The organism is Streptococcus sp. DTU_2020_1000888_1_SI_GRL_NUU_041A (assembly GCF_032387735.1).
Lineage (GTDB): Bacteria > Bacillota > Bacilli > Lactobacillales > Streptococcaceae > Streptococcus > Streptococcus sanguinis.
In genome coordinates this window covers 546,705-572,679 of sequence record NZ_CP135591.1, presented here as the reverse complement: position 1 = coordinate 572,679, position 25,975 = coordinate 546,705, and the positions used below count along the sequence as shown (strand labels likewise).

Sequence of the window (25,975 nt, the reverse complement as noted above, 5' to 3'; positions counted from 1 at the left end):
TATTTGTTTATTATACCATTTTTTATTTACAGTCGCAAACAAAGCAAAAAGGCTGAACATTCAGCCTTACTTGTCTCTCATAATCGGAACCCGTCCAAAATTCTGTTCCCTAAGTGCAGAGTTGCCTAGTTGATAGACCTTATCAGCCTGCTGGGTTAGACCATCCCATGGCTCCTTGCCGATACGACTGACCAATTCAACATTTCCCTTAAACTTGGATAAATGCTGGCGCCCCTGCTCGGAAAAGCCTAAAATATGGATTCCTGATGGAACTTCTTCTCGTCTAGCTCCGACCAGAATATAGGTCAGTAGACGCCGAACCCGAGCCTTGGTATAGCGCTTGGTCGCCACCTGCTCAACCAACTCTTCTATAGTCTCACTGTTTTTCAAGGCCTCTCTAATCCTAACGGCCAACTCCTGGTTGACCTGATAAAAGTCCGTTAAATCCGGACAGGTCACTATCTGGTATCGAAGATAAGGAAAGAGGTCCGACCAGGTTACCTTGGGTGCCATTTCAAGCAATTGATGGGCTGGAGTGAATTTTTTGATAAAGTCTGGCTGATCCAACTTCTGACGAAGGGCAGTTGCAGAGGCAAATTCTTGATTAGCTGATAAGGAATGGTAGCCAGCTCCCTGACGTTGAATCGGACACAGTTTTATAGCCTTTCCCGCCGCAGCCTTGGCATAGGCCAAGCCTAAGATATGATTGGGAGTAGAGCCTGAAAAATTGAGCCCTGAAAACTCCTGCCACATAGCCTGGGTCTTTTGAGGATAGGATAGGGAATCAGGCAGTCCAGCCAGATAAGCCTCCATCTGCTCTGCCTTTTCACCATAAACCTTGGAAATACTCTCATAATCCAGCACTTCCTCGGTCCCAAAAGTCAGCAGTTCGATGCCCAGCCTCTCTAAGATGTCTACTGCCCCCTTAGCGAAAAAGTCTGCCGCCTGAACGCTGACTAAGAAAGGCAACTCAAGGACCAGATCCGCTCCAGCTTCCAAAGCCATCTGTGCCCGAGTCCACTTGTCCACGATAGCCGGCTCCCCTCGCTGAACAAAATTACCACTCATAGCGATAATTTTCAGACCAGAAGCCTGCTCCAGCAGATATTTGTGCCCATTATGAAAAGGATTAAACTCTGCGATAATACCGGTGATAGGCATTAATTCCTCCTCGAATATAGAATTATTACTATTTAAATATTGTTAATCATATCTTTTGACTGAATGATTTCGTCAGTTGATTTATAATCAGCCAAAGCAATCCTTATTTTTTCTTCTTCGCCGCTACCATTTGTTGCTAACCTTAGTAAAGGAAGTTGATAATTTTTGAAAATATTATTTTTCATCGAATCTCGCTTCATTTGGTCAGGATTATTATGATACTTAACTCCATCAACTTCAATTGCTAGAACTGGAACTTTTGTAACCTTATTAAATATCAGGAAATCTACACTGGTTCGACTCTGATTAACAAATGTTGCTTCATCAGATGACAGCAATGAAAAATCTTTTATCAAATGTTTTAATCGGTACTGTGTGATAAAGTCAAGCTCTGAATATGAAGTAAGAATTTCTTTTAGTAATTCAAACATCAAATTTTCTGAATCATATTTTGAATGTTTGCTCCGATTTTTAAAATAATTTAGTCTACGTTCTTCATATTGTTTATACAGATAATCAAATACTGATCTAACCATACTGTCTTTGATATCACAATTTTGATATGCAATATAGTCTATTAAATCTGTTATATTCATATTTGATTTTTGTTTATTACCAGAAGTAACTAAAATAAGTCGATTTTTAGCTCTTGAAACAGCCACATTCAATAGGTGGGGATCATCAGTAAAATGTGTTATTTGATTATCTACTGTAGAAAGGATTATTGTTTCACATTCTCTACCTTGAAATTTATGTACAGTTTCACTAATATATTCCTCCAGTTGATTTTGAGACAACTCAATCTGATTACGATATGGAGCAATAATTCCTGTAGTATTATTATCTAATAGATAATAATCAATCACCTCTTTTTTTATGATATCAATTTCTCTCTGATTTGAGTGCTGGCGTGCATGATTCCCCGCTACAGACTTATAAGCAATAAGCACATCTTTCTCACCATGATCTTTAGTCATAATACATAATTTCCCGTTATAGAATTTTTGATTACAAAACTGAATAATTTTAGGATGACAGCGATAATGCTCTTTCAATAAGGTAGCTGGCTCTTCAGGAAATAATTCTACCATTACTTCCAAAAGGCTCTTTTTAAAGCTATATATAGGTTTTATCTTCAAATCCTTTCGTAAACATTCTGACTTTTCTTTTGCTTCCCTTGTAACAATATTTGGTAATTGCTTAAGATCTCCAACAATTACTACATTTTTAGCACATGATAAAGCTAATGCTCCTGTAGCAATATCGACTTGTGAGGCTTCATCAATAATTAAATAGTCGTACAACATAGAATCAGCTACACAGTTTCTGGCAGAAAATGTTGTACTTAAGATTATAGGATAATCTTTTAAAATTTTTTTAGAAAAATTTAGCCTATTCTTTGCAGAGTTATCTGTATTATTTACTTTCCGAGGCGCCCCAGGAATATATTTTTCTAACAAAGCACTTTTCAAAATAGATTTTGAATATTCTATCATATTGGCTATATATTCATCGCCCAAATTCGTTTTATAATCATTTTCGAGTTTTGATAACTTTTTATTAAGTTTTTCCAACTCAGTCTCATAGAATTTCTTCTGAATCGTTGCAGCTAAAAAATCTGGATTTTGCTTATAAAAACTAAAATTCCTTATTTTATATTTAAAAATACTTTTTATTTTAAATATAAAACCGATTTTTCTATTTTTTTCAAAAATTTTTTCACACTCTAACAATAAATCCAAAAGAACTTTTGGAGATAACTTTGATAAATCTACTTCAAAGAGATCCTTATCAGACATGTAATCTTGAAAATGTTGATATTCTATCTCAATAAAAGAGATCTGTGATTTTATATTTGCTATTTCTTCTTTTAGCGAAAAAGCCTTTTTAACCAGTTCAAACTTTAGATTTCTTTCTTTATTTTCAAGAATATCTGGTAAATAATTAGGATAATGAGAAGATTGATTTTTTAAAAATTTTTCTTTATTTTTTTTACTGCCCAGTGTAGCTGTCAAAAAATCTAAAGCTATCTCTGGTTGAGATAATTTCTCTTTAATATTAGCAATTGCAGAATTATTATTTGACACCACTAAAGCTGTCTGATTTCTGTAAATAATATTCGACAAAATATTTAAAATTGTTTGAGTTTTTCCTGTTCCGGGAGGTCCCTCAATGAAGCTAATTTGATTTTTCAAAGCTCTTTCCGTCGCAATGAGTTGACTATTATTACAACCGAAAGGAAATATTAGACTTTGATCATCAGATTTAGATTCCGATTCAGATTTTGTACTTGAAGCTGATAGGAAACGATGTAAGACAGATTGTTGTGAAACAAAAGTAACTCTTTCATAATTCTTACCTAAGAGAGAACTACCATCATCAGATTTTATATTATTTAAATTGGCAAGTTTTTTAAGATACTCAAAGACATCATTAGCCTTTTTTTCAAATAAGGCGGATTGTTCTATTTTTAAATTCTCTTGATTTAAAATAACGTTCTTGTCATGTTCAAAACAAACTTTTATTTTATTTTTTTCTAAATATGAGTATTTTTCAACAGAGATAACATTATTATAGGCGCCACATCCTGAGCGGCTAAATTGATAATTTTCTACAGGTAATTTTTCCAAAAATTGATATTCTTCAACATCTTCTTTGTTATAGTAATATTCTTTATTATTTGTATACCTCACCTTAATTTTGCCCTCTATTCCCGGCTTAATTGATAAAACATCATCTGTCCGATTTTTCTGTTTTATAAAAATTAAAGTCTGTTTATTTTCCAAATTCAACTCCTCAAAACATATTGCTAGGTTTTATTTCTCCGCTACAAAGAACCAGCGAGCGCTCTTGTTTGTTGGCTCCTTGTCCTCAAAGTCCGCGTAAACCTTGACATTCTTAAAGCCAGCCTGCTCAAGCAAGATATCATAGGTCAGAATCTCATAGGTCCGCTCCTCATGCACCTCATCATGGCGCGTGAAACGCCCATCTTCGTCTTGGACAAAGAAGGTCAGCTCATGCACGATGGAATGAGGCGGTTCGTCCGCATAGGAATCCCAGACCATAGCAAAGGTTTCAGCATTTTCGTGATAGGAATAGCCAGGAAAAACCTCGTCAATCTGGTAAATTGAGTGCACATCAAAGATAAAACGACCGCCCTCATTTAGATGCTGGTAAACTTGAGTGAAGACCTGACCGACATCCACTTCGTCCTCCATATAGCAAATCGAGTCCGAATAGCAAGTCACTAAGTCAAACTGACCGACATCACTCAAATCCAGCATATTGCCCTGGATAAAGGGAATGTCCAAACCGGCCTCTCTGCTGCGCTTCTCTGCTAAATCCAGCATTTCCTGACTCAGATCCAGCCCCGTCACATCAAAACCAGCTTGCTTAAAATAAATGGACTGAATGCCCGTACCACAGGCCAGTTCCAGCAGCCTTTTCTTATCCTTGGGAAAATGACGCAGACTGAAATCCGTCCACTTCTCATACAAAGAATCATCCATAATCGCATCGTAAACCGACGCGAAGGTTTCATAAGTTGCCATACTTTTCCTTTCAAAAATAGCCCAGCCAGCAGGCTGACTGAGCTAAATTCTGCTTTCTGCCTAAAGGCAAAAAATCACTTGTTTTTTTCTTCTAATAAGGCTGCAACATCCACACCAGTTGCTTCATGCCATAACTTTTCCAGATTGTAATGCGCCCGCATTTCCTCAGAAAAGACATGGACGACCACGCCGCCTAAGTCTAAGAGAACCCAGCCACCAGCTGCGTCTCCCTCAACATGACCAGCAGAAACGCCAGCCGCAGCAGCTTTCTCACGGATATTTTCAGCTACCGCATCCAGCTGACGACTGTTCATCGAGCTGACAATAACAAAGTAATCTGTCACAGTTGTCAGACCTTGCAAGTCCAAAGCCACAATATCTTCTGCACGCTTTTCATCAGCCGCTTTCACGACCAGTTCCAATAATTCTTGTTCTTTCATAGTTCCTCTTTAATTAAAAATGTTTTTGTAGTCTAGAACATCCGCAAAACGTCCGTCCCAAATTTTTTGGTAAAAAGTATTTATTTTTTCTGCCGAAGCGTCTTCTCCATCAAAAGTTGTAAAAGCACCTTCTGGAATGACAAGTTTATAATCAAATTCAAATCCAACTTTAACTGATGCATCTACACAATATTCCGTCTGCATTCCACATAAAACTAGACGACCAATATCTTCTTTATCCAAGTAATCTTTCAAACCTGTCTCTTTAAAAATACTATTATACTTCTTCTGAAAGACCTTTTCATCTGACTTTCGATTCAAGAGAGGAGACAACTGCCAATCTTCCAATGCATTGTCTTCTGGATTTTCCATATGCTGAATATAGATAATTTCGACACCTTTACTCCTAGCCTGATGCTGCAGAAAGGAAATTTTATCCATCATTTTATCAGACTGAAAACCTGTCTCCACTAAGATATTTTGTACATCTATAATGATTAGAGCTGTTTTCATTCTTCTATTTCCTTCAAATATCCTACAAAGGCATTGTAGGTCTCCAAGGTCTGCGGATAGATGGGCATTCCCTTATGGGCTAGATGCTCCACAGTCCTTGCTGTTTCATAGGCCACAGCTTGATTGAGCGACCGCTGAGCCAGCTCTCTGGCCTTGTCCACTCCTGGAAAGTCCCGGTTGTGCTCAATGTAGTCAGCTACGTAGACCACCTTGTCCAGCTCAGACATGGTACCACTGCCCACTGTATGAACCTCGATGGCTCGCAGAATCTCAGTATCTTTCACTCCCAAGTCTTCCTGAATCTTGTAAATGCCCACCATTCCATGCCAGACATTGTTGCCCCAGTTTTTCAGGTCAGGATCCAGCTGGTATTTGTCAATCAAGGTCAGAAAATCCTCATCTGAAACCTTCTTGGCATAATCGTGTAGAAGTCCTGCCAGACCCGCTTTTTCGACGTCAAGACCGAAGCGCTCCGCTAATTCTCGGGCAGCCTTTTCCACACCCAGACAATGCCGCAGGCGCTTCTCGGGCATGACTGTTTCCATCTTAGCCAGCAAGGCCTCGCGGCTCATGCGGATATAGCTTTCATAGGTCATAGGTAAAGCCCTTCTTTCTCGATATAGTCTAAGACTGGCTGAGGCAGCAGGAAATTAGGAGTCCGTCCCTGAGCCAGAAAATCCCGCACCATACTGGAGGAAATATCCATAAGGGGCACATCCACCCAGATGACAGGGTAAGAAGTTCCCGACTTGTAGCGCGGCCGCTGAACACCGACAAATTGAACCAGCTCAACCAGCTCATCAATCCGGTACCACTTAGGAAGATAGTCCACCATATCTGCACCGATGATAAAGTAATAGTCCGTATCGGGATGTTGCTCTGTCAGGAGCTTCATAGTGTCGTAGGTATAGGAAATTCCCTTGCGCTCCAGCTCAATGGTTTCAATCCCTAGGCCTTCAATACCCTCAATAGCTAACTCCAGCATTTTCAGCCGATGCTTTTCATCGATGGTCTCTTTCTTGTCCACATGGGGCGGCTCATACTCTGGCATAAGCAGAACCTGATCCAAGCCTAACTGTTGGCGGACCTGATCCGCCACGACCAAATGAGCATTGTGAACAGGGTTGAAATTCCCGCCTAAAATGCCAATCTGCTTGCGTTTTTTATCTTTAACTTCTGGTTCTAATTCCACCTTGGTAAAGGGGGTCAGTAATTCAATAGCCATAGGCTGACATCTCCACAGAAATTTTTCCTTAAATTTGCTTGACTTTGACAGAGAGTTTGCGATTTTCCTTTTTGCTGGACTGCTTGTAGAGAATCAAGATCCGGCCAATCTTCTGCACCGTATCCACTCCGATTTCTTCTTCCAGAATCTCTGCGACCTCGTGGATATTCTCATCCGTATTCTGCAAGAGCGTAACCTTAATCAACTCGCGCGCATCCAGTGCTTGACGAACGCTGGTTTTGATTTGGTCATTGAGTCCATTTTTTCCAATCTGAATGATAGGTTTGAGACTATGTGCCTGACTGTTGAGAAAGGCCCGTTGTTTTGATGTTAGTGTCATGTTCTTCTATAAGGCTTGAGACAGCTAGGATTCGCTTTGCTCCCCACTGTTCATGGCCTTTTCCTTCCTTATTTTAAGGAGATTTATTCCCCTTGGTTTCTTGAGTATTATATAATAGCTTTCCGAGTGACAACCGCCACACCCTCTGGCGCCCAACCAGCTACTCGGGCAGGACCACTGACGCGAATCCAGCCCAAACCTGAGAAGACGATATCCGTCTTGTCCTTGATAGTAAATTCATGCTTGACCAAAGCTGGAAACTCTTCCTTTTCCTTGCCAACCGGTGGCACCAAGAGACTGCCGACATGCTTGTCATAAAAGCCACTAGCACCTTGCAACTTGGTCCGGTGGAGCTTAAGCTCATTGTCAAAATAAGCTGTGAAGCCTTGCTTGTCTCCCGCCACAAAGTCGAAACGGCCTAAACCACCCAAAAAGAGGGTTTGCTCAGGATTAAGCTGATAGGTTTTGGGTTTGATTTCCTTTTTGGGACTGACGTATTTGAGATTCTTAGCAGAAAGATAGTGAGCCATCTGGTGACGATGGATGATACCCGGCGTATCATAAATATGACTGCCATCCGCCAAAGGAATCTCGATTTTATCCAGAGTTGTTCCCGGGAAGCGCGAAGTCGTAATAATATCCTTGTCGCCCGTGATTTCTTGAATAATGGCGTTAATCAAAGTGGACTTGCCCACATTGGTCACGCCGACCACATAAACATCACGCCCTTTACGACAGTGCTCAATCTTGTCAATCAAGTCCTTGATTGCCTGCTTGTTCTGAGCAGAGGTCAAGACCACATCGACTGGACGCAGGCCTTCTTCGTGAGCGCGCTCCGTCAGCCATTGGGTCACCTTGCCATCCTTGACCGACTTAGGCAGAATGTCCTTTTTATTCCCAACCAAGAGAACATCATTTCCAGCGACAAAGCGAGGCAGGCCAGGAATAACCGAGCCATTAAAGTCAAAAATATCGACAACATTTACGACCAAAGCATCACTATCTCCAACCTCATGGAGAAGCCGCAGAAAGTCATCATCCGTCAGCTGGACATCGCTGATTTCATTATAATGGCGCAGGCGGAAACAACGCTGGCAATAGAGTTCGCCTGTCTCCAAGCCTTTTTCTAGAGCTGACTGAGGCGTGTAGCCTAGCTTGCCCTTATCTTCTGTCTGAATAGTGGCTCCGCAGCCGATACAGAGAAGTTCTTCCATGCTTAAATTCCTTTTTTGTATTGAATTGGGCCGTATTTTTCATTGATTTTCTTGAGCACACGGCGTTCACGCGCCCGATTGATCTGAGTCTTGATAGAGTCGTGCTCGACCAGCGGCTTGACCAAAATCGAACGAATCCCAGCCCGATGAGCAGCTCGAATATCCGTCATGAGCTGGTCGCCCACCATGACCACTTCATTTTTTTCAAAATGAAAAAGCTTGAGCGCCCGGTCAATTCCCCAAGTGAAGGGTTTCATGGCCCAGTAGACATAGTCAATTTCAAACTTTTCAACAGCCCGCTTGACCCGTTTTTGGTTATTATTGGACACCACAATAATCCGAATGCCCGCGTCCCGCAAATCATGGAGCCACTTCTTCATCTCTGGGGTCCCATCAGGATTATTCCAAGCAATCAAGGTGTTATCCAAATCCACCAAAACCGCTTTGATACCCTGTTTTTTCAAACTCTCTACTGTCAAATCGTAAACTGCCTCAACCGCAAAGTCCGGCATATAATCTTCAATCGCCACATCTCTCTCCAAAAATTCGTATTCTCATTATTATAGCATAAAATGGGCTATTTGGCACTCATGGTCCTATTTCTTCTAGAGTGGCTAGGTGATGTTCACTTTTCTATTTTCCAAGCAAATAAAAATAGCTCCCCAAGCGGGAAGCTTCATTTTAAATGGAACAAAAATTTATACTCACAGTCTAGGCCAGTGGCCATCTTTTTCTTTCCGTAATTTTAATTCATAAAATTCTTGAAGATCGAGAATAATACCGGTAGCACCCTCTGCTTCACCTTTTTTAATGTGAAGAACCTTAGAAAATTTCTGAAAATCCTTCTCCTCAATACCCGGGGCAATGCGAATATCAACAGATTGCCATTCACCATTTTTCTCTTCATAGCCTACTAATGCAACTAGAAAATCTTTTCCTATTTTATACTCACCGGTTAATAACATTGCTATATCATTAAAAAGACCATCGTAGTAGGTAGGATTCGACACTGCAAACAATATAATATCTTCTCTCTTGAGCTCTCCATCGACACTAGCTAGGGGAATCTCATCTACATGCTCAAGCATCGGAAGAACGGTTTCATGTCTTAATGAAGCAATGCTAAAAGAATTGTTGTATGGAGAAGATGGATTCATAATTTTGCTATAGCTATTCACATACTCTGCGACTCCTCCCAAAAGGAACAAGAAGAAATAACTAACTACAAATAGTAAAGTACGTGTTTTTCCGAAAAATAAGAAACAAATTAAGGAACAAATAATTAAAAATAATACAAAGAGAATAATTGTATGAGGGTGGGAAAATACTCTTATGAGATTATCATATGCAATCTCCCACAATTTTTGATGATATAAATTTAGATATTCTCCCACTGTAGGCTCTCCTCTTACATATTTTTCATTGATTTTGAACGATTATTTGAAAACTTATGCTTTACTAATTACATCATTATATCATCTTTCAGGCTTTTTGGCACCTTCAGCCTCAAGGGTTACAAAAAGGAAAAAAGATGATATTATAGTGGTGATAGTATAAATGTTCTGGAGGTTTGTATGGCAGAAAAAAACAGGCAGATGCAGGCTGTTTCCCCTCTTTTGCAAAAGATTATCAACTGGTCATCCGCTATTGGCGCTCTAGGAACGGTGGCCTTTTGTCTTTGGGCCTATTTCGCAGGCATTCTCCAGTCCAAGGAAACTCTCTCAGCCTTTATCCAGCAGGCGGGGATTTGGGGCCCACCCCTCTTTATCTTCCTGCAGATTCTACAGACGGTCGTGCCCATTATCCCTGGCGCCCTGACCTCTGTCGCTGGCGTTTTCATCTACGGCCATATCGTCGGCACCATTTATAACTATATCGGTATTGTCATTGGATGCGCCATTATATTTCACCTGGCTCGCATCTATGGTCCAGCTTTTGTCCAGTCTGTCGTCAGCAAGCGCACCTATGATAAATATATCGGCTGGCTGGATAAGGGTAACCGCTTTGAACGCTTCTTTATTTTCATGATGATTTGGCCCATCAGTCCAGCCGACTTTCTCTGCATGCTGGCAGCCTTGACTAAGATGACTTTCAAAAAGTACATGCTAATTATCCTTCTCTGCAAGCCCATCACCCTCGTCATCTATACCTACGGATTGACCTATATCATTGATTTTTTCTGGAAAATGGTCTCTAAATAAAAAGAAGTTGAATTGAACCACATCCCAAAAGTTAGACAGAAAAAATCTAACTTTTGGGGTGTTTTTAAATGAAACTAACTTATGAGGATAAAGTTCGAATCTATGAACTAAGAAAACAAGGAATCAGCTTAAAGCGAATTTCAGAAAAATATGAAATGAACCTTTCAAAACTTTTGACATTCCAAACCTTTTTCTATATCTTTGCTTATTACAGCACAAATCATAAAGAAAAATCAGCCAGTTTTGACTGATTTTCATCTCATGATTAAGCAAAGATTTATTCTGGCGACACCAAAATCTTGATCTGCGCCTTGTCCTGAGTCAGCTCGATAAAGCCTTCTTGCACAATATCCTCTAGCTTAATCTTCTTGGTCACAAGCTTGTCAGCAGAGAAATAACCCTGCTCCATCAGTTCCAGCACCTTAGGGAAAATATGCCGATAGGCGATAATACCCTTAAGCGATTTTTCTTGAATGGCAAATTCATTAGGGTTGATGCTAGCTTCTCGTTCCCAGATAGAAACCACCATACATTCTCCGGCCTTGTGGACAGCAGCTAAAGCTTGTCCCAGCACAACCGGCACCCCAGTCACTTCATAAGACACATCTGCCCCACCACCAGTTAAACGCTGAATAGCAGCTACCACATCTTCTCCTTCTTCTGGTCGCACAATGATGGCCCCAAGCTCCTCTGCCTTGGCTTGGCGTTCTGGAGATAATTCAACTCCATAAATCTTAGAGGCACCGGCTGCCCGCAAAGCCTCAATAATCAAGAGCCCGATTGGTCCCAAACCGAAGACAACCGCTGTATCACCCGTCTTAAGAGCTGACTGACGGACCGCGTAAACAGCCACAGCAGCAGGTTCTGTCAAGGCTGCCTGCTCATAGCTAAGACTGTCTGGAACTTTGTGAACAATGTCTCCGTCCAAAACACAGTATTTGGCAAAACCACCGTCTGCCGCCAAACCGACAAAGTTTAGATTGGGGTCCAGATTATAATCACCGACAAGATTATGCTTAGCCAAAATGGGCTCAACTGTCACCCGATCGCCAACCTTGACTCGTGTCACAGCACTGCCGACCTCAACAATTTCCCCGGCAAACTCATGTCCCAAGGTTACAGGCGCTTTCTGGCCAGAGTAGACATGCTCTGTTTCTGTCGGAATAAAAATCGGTCCGTCCAGATATTCATGTAAGTCAGTTCCACAGATTCCTGTATACTTGACCGCAATCTTAACCTGATGCGGTTTGACTTCCGGTACATCCACTTCTTCAATACGCACATCTTTAGCGCCATACCAACGCGCAGCATTCATTTTTGCCATAAACATACCTCGCTTTATAATTTGTTAGTTTAATTGTAAACCCTTTCAGAAATCTTGTCAAAAGATTAGCTACATTTTCAAAAAAAATCATACAAAAAACCAGCATCAGCTGGTCATAGACTTATTCTGCAATTCTAGCCGAGTAAAACGGAAAAAGAAACATTAAAACAATATAAAGAATCAAGAGTATCGCACGGAGCAATCCGCCAAATAGAAAAGCAACCACTAAAGTTCCTAAACAAATAGAAAAATTAGTAAAATTTGTTTCAATCAGCAAGGTTTGTCCTGCTTTAACTGTCACTGGCTTGGTTTTCATAGGAGCTGCTCCTACACGAACAACAGCTTCTTCTCCCTCAATAGGAAAAACAGCCTCATCACCATTCTTAATTGCGCCCACTTTCTGATCATTGATAAAGATTGGAAACTTTCCAATAATCCCTACAAAACCTGTCTCGCGTTTGATTTTAATTTCCGGCATAAAAGACTCCTTTGTTTTTTAATTATTTTAACACAACCGATGGCAAAAGAAAAGATAGAAAACCAGCCTTGAGGCTGGTTTTCTATCTTTTTTAAAGTTTCTCCAACTCTTCATTGAGCAGTTTTTGTGCTACTTGTGGATTGGCTTGACCCTTAGTAGCCTTCATGAGCTGACCAATCAGTGACTTGGCCGCATTCTTATTGCCACCCTTATAGTCATTGATGGCTTTTTCATTGTTGGCAAATACTTCTTGGATAATAGGAAGAAGCTGGACAGGGTCTGAGATTTGGATTAGTCCTGCTTTTTGTACATACTCTTTAGCAGAGCCACCATTTTTAGCCAGATGGACAAAGACCTTCTTAGCAATCTTAGAAGAAATCGTTCCGTCTGAAATCAATGCAATCATTTCAGTCAGGTTCTCAGGTGTCAGCTCAATCTCAGAGATGGTCTTGCCTTCGGCATTGAGGTATTGAGCCACTTCTCCTTGGAGCCAGTTAGAGACAGCCTTGGCGTCAGCGCCTGCCGCAACAGCTGCTTCAAAGAAGTCTGACACAGCCTTGGTCGCGGTCAGCTGCTTGGCATCGTAGTCAGACAGACCGTAGTCGCCCACATACTTAGCCCGGCGCTCTTTTGGAAAGGCAGGCAGACTACTGCGTACTTGCTCAATCCAAGCATCCTCAATCTCAAAGATTGGCAGATCAGGCTCTGGGAAGTAACGGTAGTCCGCTGAACCTTCCTTAACCCGCATGAGCAGAGTTTCGCCAGTTGCTTCGTCATAACGACGGGTTTCCTGACGGATTTGACCACCACTGCGCAGGATTTCAGCCTGGCGTTTTTCCTCAAATGCCAGACCCTTACGGACAAAGTTGAAGGAGTTAAGGTTTTTCAGCTCAGTCTTAGTACCAAACTCTTCCTGTCCGTAAGGACGGATAGAAATATTGGCGTCCACCCGCATGGAGCCCTCTTCCATCTTGACATCCGAAATACCCGTGTACTGGATGATTTCCTTGAGGGCAGTCAGATAGGCATAAGCTTCTTCTGGACTGCGCATATCTGCTTCCGATACAATCTCAATCAGCGGCACCCCTTGACGGTTGAGGTCCACATAAGAGTAACCATCGCTGCCATGGGTATTCTTTCCGGCATCTTCTTCCAAGTGGGCCCGCTCGATACGGATTTTCTTGGTCGTGCCATCTTCTAGCTCAATCTCAATCCAGCCATTGTAGCCAATCGGCTCATCAAACTGAGAAATTTGATAGGCTTTGGGATTGTCCGGATAGAAGTAATTCTTGCGGTCAAAGTGCATCTTCTGGTGAATATCCATGTTCAAAGCCAGAGCAGCCTTGATACCATAGTCGATAACACCCTTGTTCATAACAGGCAGAACACCCGGGAAGGACCAGTCAATGATATTAGTGTTGGCATTTGGATCTTCACCGAAGTGAGCTGGAGCCGGTGAGAAAATTTTTGAATTGGTCTTCAATTCAACATGGACTTCCAGTCCGATAACTGTTTCAAAGTTCATTATTTTTCACCTCCAAAGATAACTGGCTGCTGTTTGTGGTAGTCAGTCGTTGCTTCAAATGCTGCGGCTGCCTGATAGATAGTCGCTTCATCGAAGTGGTTACCAATCAACTGCAGGCCGACAGGAAGACCATCTGCAAAGCCAGCTGGGATTGAAATGCCCGGTAGGCCAGCCAGATTGACTGGAATGGTCAAAAGGTCAGCCAGATACATAGCCACTGGATCTTGGTTTTGACTGCCCAAGTCATATGCAACCGTTGGTGCGGTTGGACCTAAGATCAAGTCATATTTTTCAAATACCTTGGCAAAATCTTGCATAATCAAGGTCCGAACCTGACCAGCTTTCTTGAAGTAAGCATCGTAGTAACCAGATGACAAACTGAAAGTTCCCAGCATGATGCGGCGTTTCACCTCTTCACCAAAGCCTTCACTGCGAGATTTGACATAGACATCTTCTAGATTTTCAATGCCTTCTGCGCGGTAACCATAGCGAATACCATCAAAACGCTGCAGGTTAGAGCTGGCTTCAGAGGAAGCAATGATATAGTAAACAGCCACGCCGTACTTGCTGTGAGGCAGGCTAACTTCTTCAACGATGGCTCCTAGACTTTCCAAGTGCTTCGCCGCTGCCAGAATCGTTTCCTTGACCTTGCTGTCAATTCCCTCACCCATGTATTCCTTAGGCAGGGCAATCTTCATCCCCTTGATGTCTTGGCCAATCTTGCTGGTAAAGTCTGGCACTGCCTCTTGTGATGATGTAGAATCCTTAGGATCATTACCAGAAATAACATTCAGAAGCTGCGCATTTTCCTTAACCGTCTGAGAGAAAGGCCCAATCTGGTCTAAGGAAGAACCAAAAGCAATGAGACCAAAACGCGAAACCCGACCGTAGGTTGGCTTGAGGCCGACTACACCGTTAAAGGAAGCGGGCTGACGAATGGAGCCACCCGTATCTGACCCCAGTGACAGACGAACCTGACCAGAGGCAACAGCTGTCGCTGAACCACCAGATGATCCACCAGGAACCTTGCTGCTGTCCCAAGCATTCTTAGTCGTCTTAAAGTAAGAGTTTTCGCTGGAGCCACCCATGGCGAACTCGTCCATGTTGGTCTTACCAACGATAATCATGTCCTTACCGTAAAGCTTATCCACGCTGGTCGCATCGAAAATCGGCTTGTAATTATAGAGTATCTTGGAGGCAGCCGTCGTTAAGATTCCCTTGGTTGAGATATTGTCCTTAACTGCCAGCGGAATTCCGCTCATAAGATTGTCCGCATCAATGCCCTTGGCGTCTAGAGCCGCAGCCTGAGCCAAAGCCTCCTCTTCGCTGACAGTAATGAAGCTGTCCACAGCCGCTTCACGTTCTTTAATGTCTGCCAAAGTTGCTTGAGTTAACTCTACCGCAGAAATTTCTTTCCTGACCAGCAAATCATGCAACTCTCCAATGGTCTTGTGATTAAAAGTCATTAGGCATCTCCTCCGTCATCTAGGATGGCAGGCACTTTGATGTAGCCCCGCTCTTTTTCAGGTACATTTTGGAAAAGCTCTTCCCGGTTCCAGCCTGGCTGAGCCACATCTTCTCGCATATAGTTGATATTAGCAGCTACATTAGAAGTGAAAGGCACACCCTCCGTGTCCACTTCATTGAGCAATTCGACCATGTCAACAATCTTGGTTAAGGTCGTCGCAAACTCAGCAGTTTCTTCTGGTGAAAAAGCCAGTTTTGACAACTTTGCTACGTGACTTACTTCTTCTTGAGTAATCTTCATCTCTGATTCCTTTCATAAGATATGTGAGCTTTAGCGACTGAAAATAAGAATTTCTAGATGACATCTATATTTCCAAGCTTCAGCTCACCTTTACTTTGACAAGCTAGGAACTCTGATTTATTTGCCATCCACTAGCTCTTTTCTTCAGCTTCTTCCTGCCATTCTTCAGGAATTCGCATCATTTCATTTTACCATATTTCAGGCTAATTCTTCAATTCCAAATGCAGTTCTTTGAGCTGGCTTGGGTCAACCAAACTCGGACTTTCCAGCATAGGGTCAAAGCCAGTACCATTTTTCGGAAAAGCGATAACTTGACGGATATTTTCTTCCCCAGCCAAAATCATAACCAAGCGATCTAAGCCTAGAGCCAAGCCGCCGTGTGGTGGGAAGCCGTATTCCAAGGCTTCTAGGAAGAAACCAAAGTCTCGCTCATAGTCTTCCTTACTCATGCCCAGCAGCTCAAACATCGCTTCCTGAGCCTTCCGATCATGAATCCGCAGACTCCCTCCTCCAATCTCATAGCCGTTTAAGACGATGTCGTAAGCGTGGCTTCGGAATTGATCTGGCTCCTGTCCCTCTTCAAAAATTCCCTGTGTGAAAGGATGGTGCATTGCTTGATAGCGGTTTTGTTCTTCATTCCACTCCAGCAGCGGCCAATCCACAACCCAGAGGAAATGAAGCTGGCTTGGGTCAATCAAATCCAAAGCTTTTGCGACTTCTATGCGCAGATGTCCCAAAGCTTCCTGAGCCCGACGCTTCTTGGCCATGACTAGCAGGATGAGATCTCCATCTTTGGCCTCAAAACGTGCCAGCAACTCCTGACTTTCAGTTTCAAAGGTGCTAGCCAAATCCCCAACCAACTGGCCATCTTCAACCTTGAGACTGGCCAAACGACTGCAGCCAAATTCCTTCATTTCTTGATAAAAATGACTGAGCTGTTTCTTGCTAAAAGCACTAGCTGCATCTGGCACACAGATTCCCATCACTTCCTCTTGGCTATCCAAGGCTTTCTTGATGAGAAGCGAGTCATTGGACTGGCACAAATCCGTCAAATTCTTTAGCTCCAGACCAAAGCGCGTATCCGGCTTATCAGAGCCGAAGCGGCTCATAGCCTCTTCATAACTGATAGTCGGAAAAGCTTCTGTCAACTCTAAACCGTGAGTTTTCTTGACGACAGCCTTGAGCATAGCTTCAACCAGAGCTCGGATTTCTTCCTCGCTGGCAAAACTCAGCTCCAAGTCCACCTGGGTAAACTCTGGCTGACGGTCGCCTCGCAAGTCTTCGTCACGGAAACAACGAACAATCTGATAATAACGCTCAAGGCCAGCTCCCATCAGTAACTGCTTGAGCATCTGAGGGCTCTGCGGCAGCGCGTAGAATTGATTTTTAAAGACCCGACTAGGCACCAAGAAATCCCTAGCTCCTTCAGGAGTTGACTTAGTCAGATATGGTGTCTCGACTTCCAAAAAGTCCAAACTGTTCAAATATTCCCGAATGGTTGAGGTGACCTGATGACGAAGTTTAAGGTTCTGTGTCATCTTCTCACGGCGCAAGTCCAGGTAGCGGTATTTCTGACGCAGTTCTTCCCCTGTATGGGCATGCTGGTCCAGCTCAAAAGGCAGGGCCTTGCTGCTAGCAATAACCTCAATCTTTTCAGCCCTCAGCTCAACCTGACCAGACTTGATGGACTTATTGACAAAGCGCTCTTCCCGCTGAACTACTTGCCCCGTCACTGCAATGACATCCTCTTTGCCAATGTCTTCCAGCTTAGCAAAATCTTTAATCTCACCGCCGACAAAGACCTGAAGCAAGCCTTCGCGATCCCGCAATTCAATAAAGGCCAGTTTGCCGTGATTACGGATATTGGCCACCCAGCCAGTTGCGGTCATGGTCTGTCCGACCTGCTCTAAACCATAATTTCCGATAAAAATTTCTTTCATGTTCTTTCCCTCTCAAATCAATTTGTAGCTCCGCCCTGTTGTTCAGGATATTTACCGCAGTTTTCCATCGTCTTCACCTGACCTACTGCAAAATAAAAAGCTTTCGTCTCTAAAACAGACGAAAGCCGTGGTACCACTGTTATTCGCTGCCCTAAAAGGCAGCCTCTGAGCTCGTAACGTGAGCGACGTTTGTGCTTAATCACACAAAAGATTACGAAACATGTTCTTCGGTTTTTGCTTTCTTGGTGCTGCTCTCAGCTATCAGCACTCTCTGTACAAGTCAGCAAGCCTACTCTGCTTCTCTTTTACTCTTAAATTGTATCTATTATAGTCGAACCCAGGACATTTTGCAAGTGGTTTAAGGCAAATTTGTGATTTTCCTCTGACAGAGAAGCCACTGCCGGTTCTACCACCTGAATCTGATAACCAAGATTATAGGCATCAATCGCTGTATGCAAGACGCAAATATCCGTCAAGACTCCAGTCAAAATGACTGTATCTACCTTTCTTTCTCGCAATCGAATATCTAAATCTGTACCGGAAAAAGCAGAATAATGACGCTTATCCATCCAAAAGATCCGAGAGTCTGCTTGATGCTTCTCATAAAAATCAGCCAAAGGACCATAAAGATTGCGACCGCTAGTCCCTTTTATGTTATGAGGCGGGAACAGCTTGCTCTCAGGGTGAAAGGCATCATTCTCATCATGGGCATCAATAGCAAAGAAGATATAATCTCCTCGGTCAAAAGCCGACTTTGTTACTTGAGCAATGGCTTCAGAAATCGCCTGAGCTGGCGCTCCTGCTGTCAACTTGCCCTCATCTGCGACAAAATCAACTGTATAATCAATAGAAATCAGTGCTTTAGCCATTAGTAGTCCCTCTTTTTAATTTCATCAAAGACATCCGGAATCAGGACTTTCAGATAAGTTCCCTTCATTCCCAGTGAGCGGCTTTCAATAATCCCAGCACTTTCCAGCTTGCGCAAGGCATTAACAATCACTGAGCGGGTAATGCCGATGCGGTCTGCAATGACAGATGCTGTCAGCTGGCCTTCATTGCCATTCAGCTCGCCCAGAATAGCTGAAACAGCTCTCAGTTCTGAGTAAGACAGGGTATTGACTGCCATGGTCACTGCTGTCCGGCGGCGGATATTTTTCTCATCCTCTTCCCGCTGGAAGTTAAGCAGCTGGATACCAACCACTGTGCTGGCAATCTCAATCAAAATCAGATCATCGTCCGCAAATTCCTTGTCATTGCGCCAGATAATCAATGAACCCAGACGAATCCCTGACACATGAATAGGAGCAATGGTGGTCAGCCCATCCGGAAACTCATCCTTGGTCTCCACTGGGAAAATCGTCAAATCATGTGCAACCGGCAGATTAGCCTCTGTTTCATAGACCAGATTAGCTTCGTGAACGTATTCCTCTGGGAAATTCTTATCCTGGAAAAAAGCTTCCACACGGTCATTATTGGTCTTGTAGCGCATGAAATAGCCTAAAAGACGACCCTTGCTGTTGATAATGCAGGCATTGCAGTGGATAATATCAGCCAACTGACGCGTAATAGCATTGTAGGGCAGTTCTTCCTGCATCTGCTCCTCCGAGCGCTTCAAAATAGACGTAATTTTTCGTGTTTTTTCTAGTAAATTGGCCATGTTTTTACCTCATATTTATTAGCTTCATTGTAACATAAAAGCAGTAAAATTTCAATAATTATCTGAAAATTTTTTATTGAAAAACAATTACATACAATTCGATAAAATAAAGAATTTTTCAAGTATATGACTTGATATGTCAAGTTATATTAAACAAAAAACAGTCAAGAATTTGACTGTTTTTGATTGCTTTTGTTCTTTCTAATCAAGAGAACGTTTCTTGTAGAACAATTTCATAGCCATGAGCAGAAGCATTTGGCCTGCTAGAAGAAGCCAAGAAGAGTTTTCCCCTGTCTTAGGCAAGACATGACCTGAGGTAGCCGCCTGTTTATGGCTGATAGGACTAGTACTTCCAGCAGTTCCAGTTCCAGTAGTTGAAACAGTCGTATGCTGAGTAGCTCCTGCTTGTCCAGTAATCGGAGAGCGAGCGAAGCGCTCCTCTGTGTGAGCCAAAACAGACTGGTAATAACGAATATCTTCTTCCTTATTTTGTTCTGCATAAGTTTGAGCTAGCAAGTCGTATGTCGCCTTAGCTTGTGCTTGAACTGCAGTTAAAACTGCTACTTTTGCTTCTTGATCTGTTTGAGCTGTAAGAGCCGCTTGGTAAGCTGCCTGAGCTACAGCTAACTTGCTTTTAGCTTGTTCCAAGTTTCCTTCTGCATTTTCAAGATTTGACAATGACTCTTTAGCCTTTTGCAAAGCTGCTTCAGCATCTGTAACAGCTTTTTCAAGGTTAGTCTTTCTTTCTTTTGCTGCATTCAAAACTGCTTCTAGCTGAGCCAACTTATCTGATTCAGTTTTTAGAGCTTCTTGAGCTGCGGCAACTGTTGCTTGAACAGCAGTCAGAGCTTCTTGAGCCTGAGTTAATTTGTCCGCTTTAGTCTTGTCATCCAAGTTTGAGTTTTGCAGAGCCGCTTGTGCTGCTGCCAAAGCTGCTTGATCTGCTGCCAGCTTCTCTTGAACTGCTGCAAGAGCTGCTTGAGCCTGAGCAGTTGCTGACTCACCTGCTTGAGCTTGCGCCTGAGCAAGTTGCTGGTTGGCTTGCTCTAAAGCTGCAGCTCTCCGATTATAAGTAGATTGGGCAACTCCCTTAGATGCCAGAGCCAGTTGATTGGCCTTGAAGGCGGCATCATAGGCTGTTTGAGCCTTGGCTACTTCCTGCGGATCTACTTTTGCTGTTGGAGCTTTTCCTGTAATAGGGCTGGCATTGAAGTTCTTTTTGCTAGCATATTTAATCTGATCTTCTGACACCATGGTGAAATGAGCCATAGTGATGTCGCCTTCCATTGAGAAATCAACTCCCAGATAGTTTTTCTGGCGACCAGTATTGAGACCAGAGATAGATGTAGCATGCAGCCATTCGTAGCCATTAAACATGAATTCAACAACAGAATCATAGACCCGTCTCTTCATTTCAGCCACACTCATTTGACTAGCATTTTCTCTCCAGATATAAGCGTTTTCATAGTACTGGAGACCTTTGCTCTCCTGCTCAGCACTTGTGGTCATCAAACCATATTCACGCGCTACGCGGTTAATTCCTCGAGCATCGTGATGGTATTCCTCCATCAAATCCCAGTTCCAGTTGTCTTTGCGGTATTCTGTTGCCACCTTATCAGCGAAATCAATTGAAGACGGTGTCACAACCACTTCACCAGTTCCCATCTGAGCACGCAGCTGGTTGATGAGTTCTGAAGCAAACTGTGAAAGTTCCTGACGAACATTCTGTGGAATATTGTTGGTATCAATCAAAGCTTTGCTATCTGTAGGATCTGCTACATAACGATTGAGAGCCTTAGCACTGGCATTAAGTGCAGCCAGTCTATTTTGAATCTCATTAGTTTTTTGCTCTGATAAATTCGGTGCGATTAGCTCTCTCAAGGCTGCAATGTATTCCGGAGTCATTGACACACGGTTTTTATTACTAGAAGCTTCAGTAGTAATTTTTCCAGCTTGAGCCTTTTGCAAAGCTTGTTGAGCTTGGTTCAGATCTGACTGGGTCTTCTCAGCTGCAGCAGTTTTGTCCTGCAAGTTCTTCTGAGAAGCATCACGAGCCGTCTTAGCCTGAGTCTGGTTGGTCTGAGCTTTTGCAACCTCAGCCTGCTTCTGACTGTCAGTCTGACGAGCTGTAGCTACTTTTGCTTGAGCTGTTTCAACAGCAGACTGGTCAGCTGCCACCTTGTCTTGGGCTGCTTTCACATTTTTTTCTGCTTTAGCTGTAGCGTCCCCACTTAGGTTGGCCTGAGCTTCCTTCACGTCATTTTGAGCTTTAGCAAGACGTCTTTCTTGAGTTTTCGCTTGCTCTTGAGCTTCTTTAGTCTTGGCTGCCTGGGCATCGCGCTCAGCTTCAGCCGTCTTAGTTGCTTGGTCAGCTTTAGCCAGTTCTGACTTGTTGCTGTCCACTTGAGCTTTTTGATTGCTCTCTTCTTGCTTAGCTGTTTCAATAGCTTCCGGACCAGCTTTATCAGCTGCCTCCTGTGCCCGGTTAGCTTCAGCTTGTGCTTGCTCGACCTGACTTTGAGCCGCAGCAGTATTTGCTTGAGCTTGAGCCAAATCAGCTTTCCCTTGTGCAACATTGCTGTCGGCTTCTTGTACAAGAGCCTGAGCAGCATCTACCTGTTCTTTCGAAACAGATTCATCCTTTTGTGTGTTTTCTGCCTGTGGTTGGCTTTGACTAACGGGCGCATCAGAATAAGACTGATTATCAACTAATTGATCAGCCTGAACTCCTTCTGCGAGCACCAAAGACAATGCCGCTGCACTGACAGAAAAAGCACTAAGTGTCTTTTTCATTGTCAATATAATCTCCTCCACTTTTTCATCATTGTTAAAAACATTGACAAACACATTCTATCATGTTTGTCTTCTGGAAGGAAGACGCTAACACATTTTTTTAAGCATTTTTGGACAGATGCATAAAAAATGTTGGACAAATTCCTAAAAAATGTCGGTAAAGCCGCCTATAATTTTTACTAATCTACCTCAAATTCGTTTTCCAGAGCATCTTGATTTTTATTTTTTCAATTCAAAGACAGGCATTAAACTAAAAAATATGTAAGATTGATAAGAAAAAGGCCGGAATATTTTCCAGCCTTTTTGTAACATCCGCTTATTAACGGCGATATTGGCGCAAGAAGCGCGTCATTTTTTCTTGGATTTGAGCTAGCTCATCTACTCGAGGCAGATAAACGATGCGGAAATGATCTGGATCCTTCCAGTTAAAGCCTCGTCCATGGACGAGAAGGACTTTTTCCTGCTTGAGGAAATTGAGCACAAACTGCTCATCATCGTCGATGTGATACATGTTCCGGTCAATTTTCGGGAAAATATAGAGACCAGCTTTAGGTTTTACAGCTGACAGTCCCGGGATGTCCTGAATAGCCTGATAGATGAAATTACGCTGTTCATAGATACGACCACCTGGCAAAAGCAGTTCATCCACAGATTGATGACCGCCAAGTGAGGTTTGGACGACTTGCTGAGCCAAGACATTGGAGCACAGGCGCATGTTGGAGAGCATGTTTAACCCTTCGATATACCCCTTAACATGGTGCTTAGGTCCAGATAATACCATCCAGCCAACACGGAAGCCTGCGATTCGGTGCGACTTAGAAAGACCATTCATACTGACACAGAAGATATCAGGAGCCAGACTAGCCACAGACGTATGGACATTGCCGTCCATCACCATGCGGTCATAAATTTCATCCGCAAAGATAATGAGATTATTTTGGCGAGCAATTTCCACAATCTCCAGCAGCAGTTCCTTAGGATAAAGCGCTCCCGTTGGATTGTTAGGGTTAATGATAATGATAGCCTTGGTATTAGATGTGATTTTTGACTTAATATCGTCAATATCTGGATACCATTCTGCCTGCTCATCACAAACATAGTGAACAGCATTCCCACCAGCCAGACTGACTGCAGCCGTCCAGAGTGGGTAGTCTGGCATTGGCACCAGCACCTCGTCCCCATCATCCAGCAAGCCCTGCATGGACATGACAATCAGCTCGCTGACGCCATTTCCCAGATAAATATCATCAATATCTACATTAGGAAAATTCTTAAGCTGGCAGTACTGCATGATAGCCTTACGGGCTGAAAAAATTCCCTTGGAGTCAGAGTAACCTTCACTGTCACGTGCATTCATAATCAAATCATGAATGACCTCATCTGGAGCGGTAAAACCAAATTCAGCCGGATTCCCTGTATTAAGGCGGAGAATCTTTTCGCCATTGGCCCGCATGCGCATAGCTTCGTCCAAAACCGGACCACGAATATCATAGGCAACATGTTCCAGCTTGCTGGACTTGTCAAATTCTTTCATTCTTATTTTTCCTCTATTCATCAGAATGTTATCATTATACCACCAGAAAAAGCGATTGACAACAAAAAAATAAGCTCACTTTTCACGCGATTATGAAGCGATTTATAAGATAAAGAGCACTATTCCTTTTCTAACCCCTCAAAGTAAAGGAATCTTTTTCTGCTTGCAATTTTCTGATAGCATTTCCATTTTATCTTTACTTTTTTTCTGAAAAGGGTTACAATAGAAACAAGAAAATAGTTGCAAATCACTCGGACGTTATGGACTGATTGATTTTTGATCAGCCCAATTATTCTGTGAATGATGCGACGTCCTTTGCCGAGCATTTTAGAGGAGGTAGCTCTATGACTCAGAAATATGAAAACATTATGGTTGCTGTGGATGGTTCTCACGAATCCGAACTAGCCTTTGAAAAGGGCGTTAACGTGGCTCTCAGAAACGGCTCTCGCCTCACCATCGCCCACGTCATTGACACCCGGGCTTTGCAAAGTGTCTCAACCTTTGATGCAGATGTCTACGAGGACTTACAGGAAGATGCTAAAAAGCTGACAGCAGAGTTGAAAGAAAAGGCTCAAAAATCCGGTATCAAGTATGTTGACATTGTCATTGAGATGGGCAATCCCAAGACTCTCTTGGCAACAGATATCCCAGAAGAGCACAAGGTAGATCTAATCATGGTCGGTGCTACCGGTCTCAATGCCTTTGAACGGCTACTAGTCGGCTCTTCATCTGAATATATCTTGCGCCACGCCAAGGTTGACTTGCTGGTGGTCAGAGACCCAGAAAAGACTTTATAAAAACTAGAGCAGATGACTGCTCTAGTTTTCTTCTTTCTGCTCTAAGGTACGCTGGTAGGCCTGAATCTGTTGTTCCAGTTCTTCTTTGATAGCTCCTTCGGGAGCGTATTTTTCTTCCCAATCATCTGGTTTGAGGATTTTATGGGTGACGGGGTCAAAGTGAGCCTTCCCGTCCGGGAAAATTTTGCCCATATTAGCCCGATGGACAATATCGAACAGCTGCTCTGGATCTACTCCCATCAGGACAAAACTGCCATAAGTGAAGTATAGAGTATCAATCAAGGCATCTACCTGACCGACTAGAGAAACCTCAGCCTGACTCTTAGAGCGAACCTTGTCAGCAGCCTTGTCAAGCGCTTGATGGAGATAAGCTACAGAGCTATCAAAGTCTTCCTCTGAGTTACTAGCTGCTCGCAGAAACTCTACCAGCTCTTCCAGTTTGAAGCCTGCCCGATAGCGAGCGTCCTGAGGTATCCAGGCAATAGGCTCTTCCTGAGTGCTTTCATCCATGACACTATGGAACTCTTTTACCTTATTAAAGTGATGGTCGCTGCTGGTAAAGACCTTTTCCCTCGCTAGGATACCAAAATGCTCCAGAGCCTTATGAATCCCATCCTGACTATTGCTGCTAGTTGTATGCTTGGCCACTTCCTTGACCGAGCTGGTCCCATTTCCCATAGCAATGGATAGGCCAACTCCTGATAGCATTTCCAAGTCATTGTCAGAGTCGCCGAAGGCCATGACCTGATGAATGTCAAAGCCATATTCCTTGCCGACTCTGCGAATCCCCTCTAGCTTAGATGTGCCTTTATTGATAATATCGACCGCATAGGGGCTACTGCGGGTAAATTTCAAATCAGGAAAGTCTGCTTCAATCTTACGGCTTTCTTCTGGACTGGCTAAAATCAAAGCTTGGTAAATCGGCTCCTGAATCAGCTGCAGGAGATCCTTTTCATGCTGGGGCAAGGCCTTGCTGATGACTTTATTAAAACCGTGACTAACTGTTCGCGCCATTCGCTTAGGGATGAAGCGGCTAGTCCACTGGGAGAAAGAGCTCATGCCGAAGGACATAATCTTGGAGCCCAGCATAGCCTCAGCCGTTCCCAAGGAAATCTCTTTCCGATGCTTCTTAGCATAGGCGATTAAATCCCGCAAACTCTGCTTGTCAATGGGACTGGCAGAAATTACTCTGTCTCTTGAAAAAATATACTGGCCATTGTAGGTCACAGCAAAGTCTAAGTCCAATTGCTCCATAAAAGGTTTGACAAAGAAAGGACCACGACCTGTTGCCAAACCGACTAATATTCCTTGCTCCTTTAAACTCTGAATAGCCTTTTCTGTAGATTTCAAAACCGTTCGACTGTCATTGACCAGTGTCCCATCAATATCAAAAAAGACGGCCTTTACTTCCATTGATTTTCTCATTCTTTCCTTTTATGATACAATAAATTATAACACAAAAATGACACACAATCACATGAATTGCAGAAAAGAAAAACTGGAGTAATACCTAT

The 25,975-nt window shown here is 42.9% G+C and carries 24 protein-coding genes and 1 pseudogene; 3 read left to right on the top strand and 22 right to left on the bottom strand.

Annotation, left to right across the window (positions count from 1 at the left end; genetic code table 11):
- Positions 1-66: 66 nt before the first annotated feature.
- From RSK81_RS02930 to RSK81_RS02880, 11 genes are all read right to left on the bottom strand, one after another.
- The gene (locus RSK81_RS02930) at positions 67-1,161 is read right to left on the bottom strand and encodes a nucleotidyltransferase (protein ID WP_315687380.1); all 1,095 of its coding nucleotides are present in this window, start codon (positions 1,159-1,161) and stop codon (positions 67-69) included.
- Between the two features lie 32 nt (positions 1,162-1,193).
- A complete protein-coding gene (locus tag RSK81_RS02925; RefSeq protein WP_231908373.1) occupies positions 1,194-3,947 on the bottom strand; it encodes an AAA domain-containing protein in 2,754 nt (917 codons plus the stop codon).
- Between the two features lie 30 nt (positions 3,948-3,977).
- Entirely contained in the window at positions 3,978-4,712 is a 735-nt protein-coding gene (locus RSK81_RS02920; RefSeq protein ID WP_315687378.1) for a class I SAM-dependent methyltransferase, read from the bottom strand.
- 74 nt (positions 4,713-4,786) lie between these two features.
- Positions 4,787-5,152 carry a ribosome silencing factor gene (gene rsfS, locus RSK81_RS02915; protein ID WP_002901020.1) on the bottom strand — a complete coding sequence of 122 codons (366 nt, stop codon included), beginning with the start codon at positions 5,150-5,152 and terminating at the stop codon, positions 4,787-4,789.
- Positions 5,153-5,161: 9 nt separating this feature from the next.
- Complete coding sequence (locus tag RSK81_RS02910) at positions 5,162-5,665, bottom strand: cysteine hydrolase family protein (protein ID WP_315687376.1); 504 nt, start codon at positions 5,663-5,665, stop codon at positions 5,162-5,164.
- Positions 5,662-6,261 (bottom strand): bis(5'-nucleosyl)-tetraphosphatase (symmetrical) YqeK, encoded by a 600-nt coding sequence (gene yqeK, locus RSK81_RS02905; protein WP_315687375.1) that lies wholly within the window; start codon positions 6,259-6,261, stop codon positions 5,662-5,664. The genes RSK81_RS02910 and yqeK overlap by 4 nt, the downstream gene beginning before the upstream one ends.
- A complete protein-coding gene (locus RSK81_RS02900) occupies positions 6,258-6,890 on the bottom strand; it encodes a nicotinate-nucleotide adenylyltransferase (protein ID WP_315687374.1) in 633 nt (210 codons plus the stop codon). The genes yqeK and RSK81_RS02900 overlap by 4 nt, the downstream gene beginning before the upstream one ends.
- Before the next feature lie 28 nt (positions 6,891-6,918).
- Entirely contained in the window at positions 6,919-7,230 is a 312-nt protein-coding gene (yhbY, locus tag RSK81_RS02895) for a ribosome assembly RNA-binding protein YhbY (RefSeq protein ID WP_002896287.1), read from the bottom strand.
- Between the two features lie 107 nt (positions 7,231-7,337).
- Positions 7,338-8,444, bottom strand: a complete 1,107-nt coding sequence (yqeH, locus tag RSK81_RS02890) for a ribosome biogenesis GTPase YqeH (protein WP_315687373.1) — start codon at positions 8,442-8,444, stop codon at positions 7,338-7,340.
- A 2-nt stretch (positions 8,445-8,446) separates the two neighbouring features.
- Entirely contained in the window at positions 8,447-8,974 is a 528-nt protein-coding gene (locus tag RSK81_RS02885; protein WP_032909503.1) for a YqeG family HAD IIIA-type phosphatase, read from the bottom strand.
- A gap of 174 nt (positions 8,975-9,148) precedes the next feature.
- Positions 9,149-9,838 carry a hypothetical protein gene (locus tag RSK81_RS02880; protein WP_111681451.1) on the bottom strand — a complete coding sequence of 230 codons (690 nt, stop codon included), beginning with the start codon at positions 9,836-9,838 and terminating at the stop codon, positions 9,149-9,151.
- 180 nt (positions 9,839-10,018) lie between these two features.
- Between RSK81_RS02880 and RSK81_RS02875 the strand changes: the two genes are divergently transcribed.
- Positions 10,019-10,645 carry a TVP38/TMEM64 family protein gene (locus RSK81_RS02875; RefSeq protein ID WP_002925666.1) on the top strand — a complete coding sequence of 209 codons (627 nt, stop codon included), beginning with the start codon at positions 10,019-10,021 and terminating at the stop codon, positions 10,643-10,645.
- Between the two features lie 68 nt (positions 10,646-10,713).
- Positions 10,714-10,818: pseudogene (locus RSK81_RS12905) on the top strand (transposase); the annotation flags it as partial.
- Positions 10,819-10,922: 104 nt separating this feature from the next.
- Here the strand turns inward: RSK81_RS12905 and RSK81_RS02865 are convergent.
- From RSK81_RS02865 to RSK81_RS02820, 10 genes are all read right to left on the bottom strand, one after another.
- A complete protein-coding gene (locus tag RSK81_RS02865; RefSeq protein ID WP_268682054.1) occupies positions 10,923-11,969 on the bottom strand; it encodes a 2,3-butanediol dehydrogenase in 1,047 nt (348 codons plus the stop codon).
- 121 nt (positions 11,970-12,090) lie between these two features.
- Positions 12,091-12,447 (bottom strand): hypothetical protein, encoded by a 357-nt coding sequence (locus tag RSK81_RS02860; protein ID WP_268682053.1) that lies wholly within the window; start codon positions 12,445-12,447, stop codon positions 12,091-12,093.
- Positions 12,448-12,538: 91 nt separating this feature from the next.
- Positions 12,539-13,972 carry an Asp-tRNA(Asn)/Glu-tRNA(Gln) amidotransferase subunit GatB gene (gene gatB / locus RSK81_RS02855; RefSeq protein WP_268682052.1) on the bottom strand — a complete coding sequence of 478 codons (1,434 nt, stop codon included), beginning with the start codon at positions 13,970-13,972 and terminating at the stop codon, positions 12,539-12,541.
- Positions 13,972-15,438 (bottom strand): Asp-tRNA(Asn)/Glu-tRNA(Gln) amidotransferase subunit GatA, encoded by a 1,467-nt coding sequence (gene gatA, locus RSK81_RS02850; protein WP_268682051.1) that lies wholly within the window; start codon positions 15,436-15,438, stop codon positions 13,972-13,974. Before gatA ends, gatB begins: the two co-directional genes overlap by 1 nt.
- Complete coding sequence (gatC, locus tag RSK81_RS02845) at positions 15,438-15,740, bottom strand: Asp-tRNA(Asn)/Glu-tRNA(Gln) amidotransferase subunit GatC (protein ID WP_002896305.1); 303 nt, start codon at positions 15,738-15,740, stop codon at positions 15,438-15,440. Before gatC ends, gatA begins: the two co-directional genes overlap by 1 nt.
- A 203-nt stretch (positions 15,741-15,943) precedes the next feature.
- Positions 15,944-17,680: an aspartate--tRNA ligase gene (aspS, locus tag RSK81_RS02840; protein WP_268682050.1), complete on the bottom strand. Its 1,737-nt coding sequence runs from the start codon at positions 17,678-17,680 to the stop codon at positions 15,944-15,946.
- Positions 17,681-17,991: 311 nt separating this feature from the next.
- Complete coding sequence (locus RSK81_RS02835) at positions 17,992-18,549, bottom strand: cysteine hydrolase family protein (protein WP_061595268.1); 558 nt, start codon at positions 18,547-18,549, stop codon at positions 17,992-17,994.
- Positions 18,549-19,337, bottom strand: a complete 789-nt coding sequence (gene codY / locus RSK81_RS02830) for a GTP-sensing pleiotropic transcriptional regulator CodY (protein ID WP_002903941.1) — start codon at positions 19,335-19,337, stop codon at positions 18,549-18,551. The genes RSK81_RS02835 and codY overlap by 1 nt, the downstream gene beginning before the upstream one ends.
- A gap of 201 nt (positions 19,338-19,538) precedes the next feature.
- Positions 19,539-22,130, bottom strand: coding sequence for an SEC10/PgrA surface exclusion domain-containing protein (locus tag RSK81_RS02825; protein ID WP_268682049.1), 2,592 nt, complete (start codon positions 22,128-22,130; stop codon positions 19,539-19,541).
- A 319-nt stretch (positions 22,131-22,449) separates the two neighbouring features.
- Positions 22,450-23,664, bottom strand: coding sequence for a pyridoxal phosphate-dependent aminotransferase (locus tag RSK81_RS02820; protein WP_009659361.1), 1,215 nt, complete (start codon positions 23,662-23,664; stop codon positions 22,450-22,452).
- A gap of 344 nt (positions 23,665-24,008) precedes the next feature.
- Here RSK81_RS02820 and RSK81_RS02815 point away from each other — a divergent pair, with 344 nt between their 5' ends.
- On the top strand, positions 24,009-24,461 hold the full coding sequence (locus tag RSK81_RS02815; protein WP_002896311.1) for a universal stress protein: 453 nt from the start codon (positions 24,009-24,011) through the stop codon (positions 24,459-24,461).
- Between the two features lie 21 nt (positions 24,462-24,482).
- On the opposite strand, the gene RSK81_RS02810 is transcribed toward RSK81_RS02815, so the two are convergent.
- Positions 24,483-25,874 (bottom strand): Cof-type HAD-IIB family hydrolase, encoded by a 1,392-nt coding sequence (locus RSK81_RS02810; RefSeq protein WP_315687749.1) that lies wholly within the window; start codon positions 25,872-25,874, stop codon positions 24,483-24,485.
- Between the last annotated feature and the right edge of the window lie 101 nt (positions 25,875-25,975).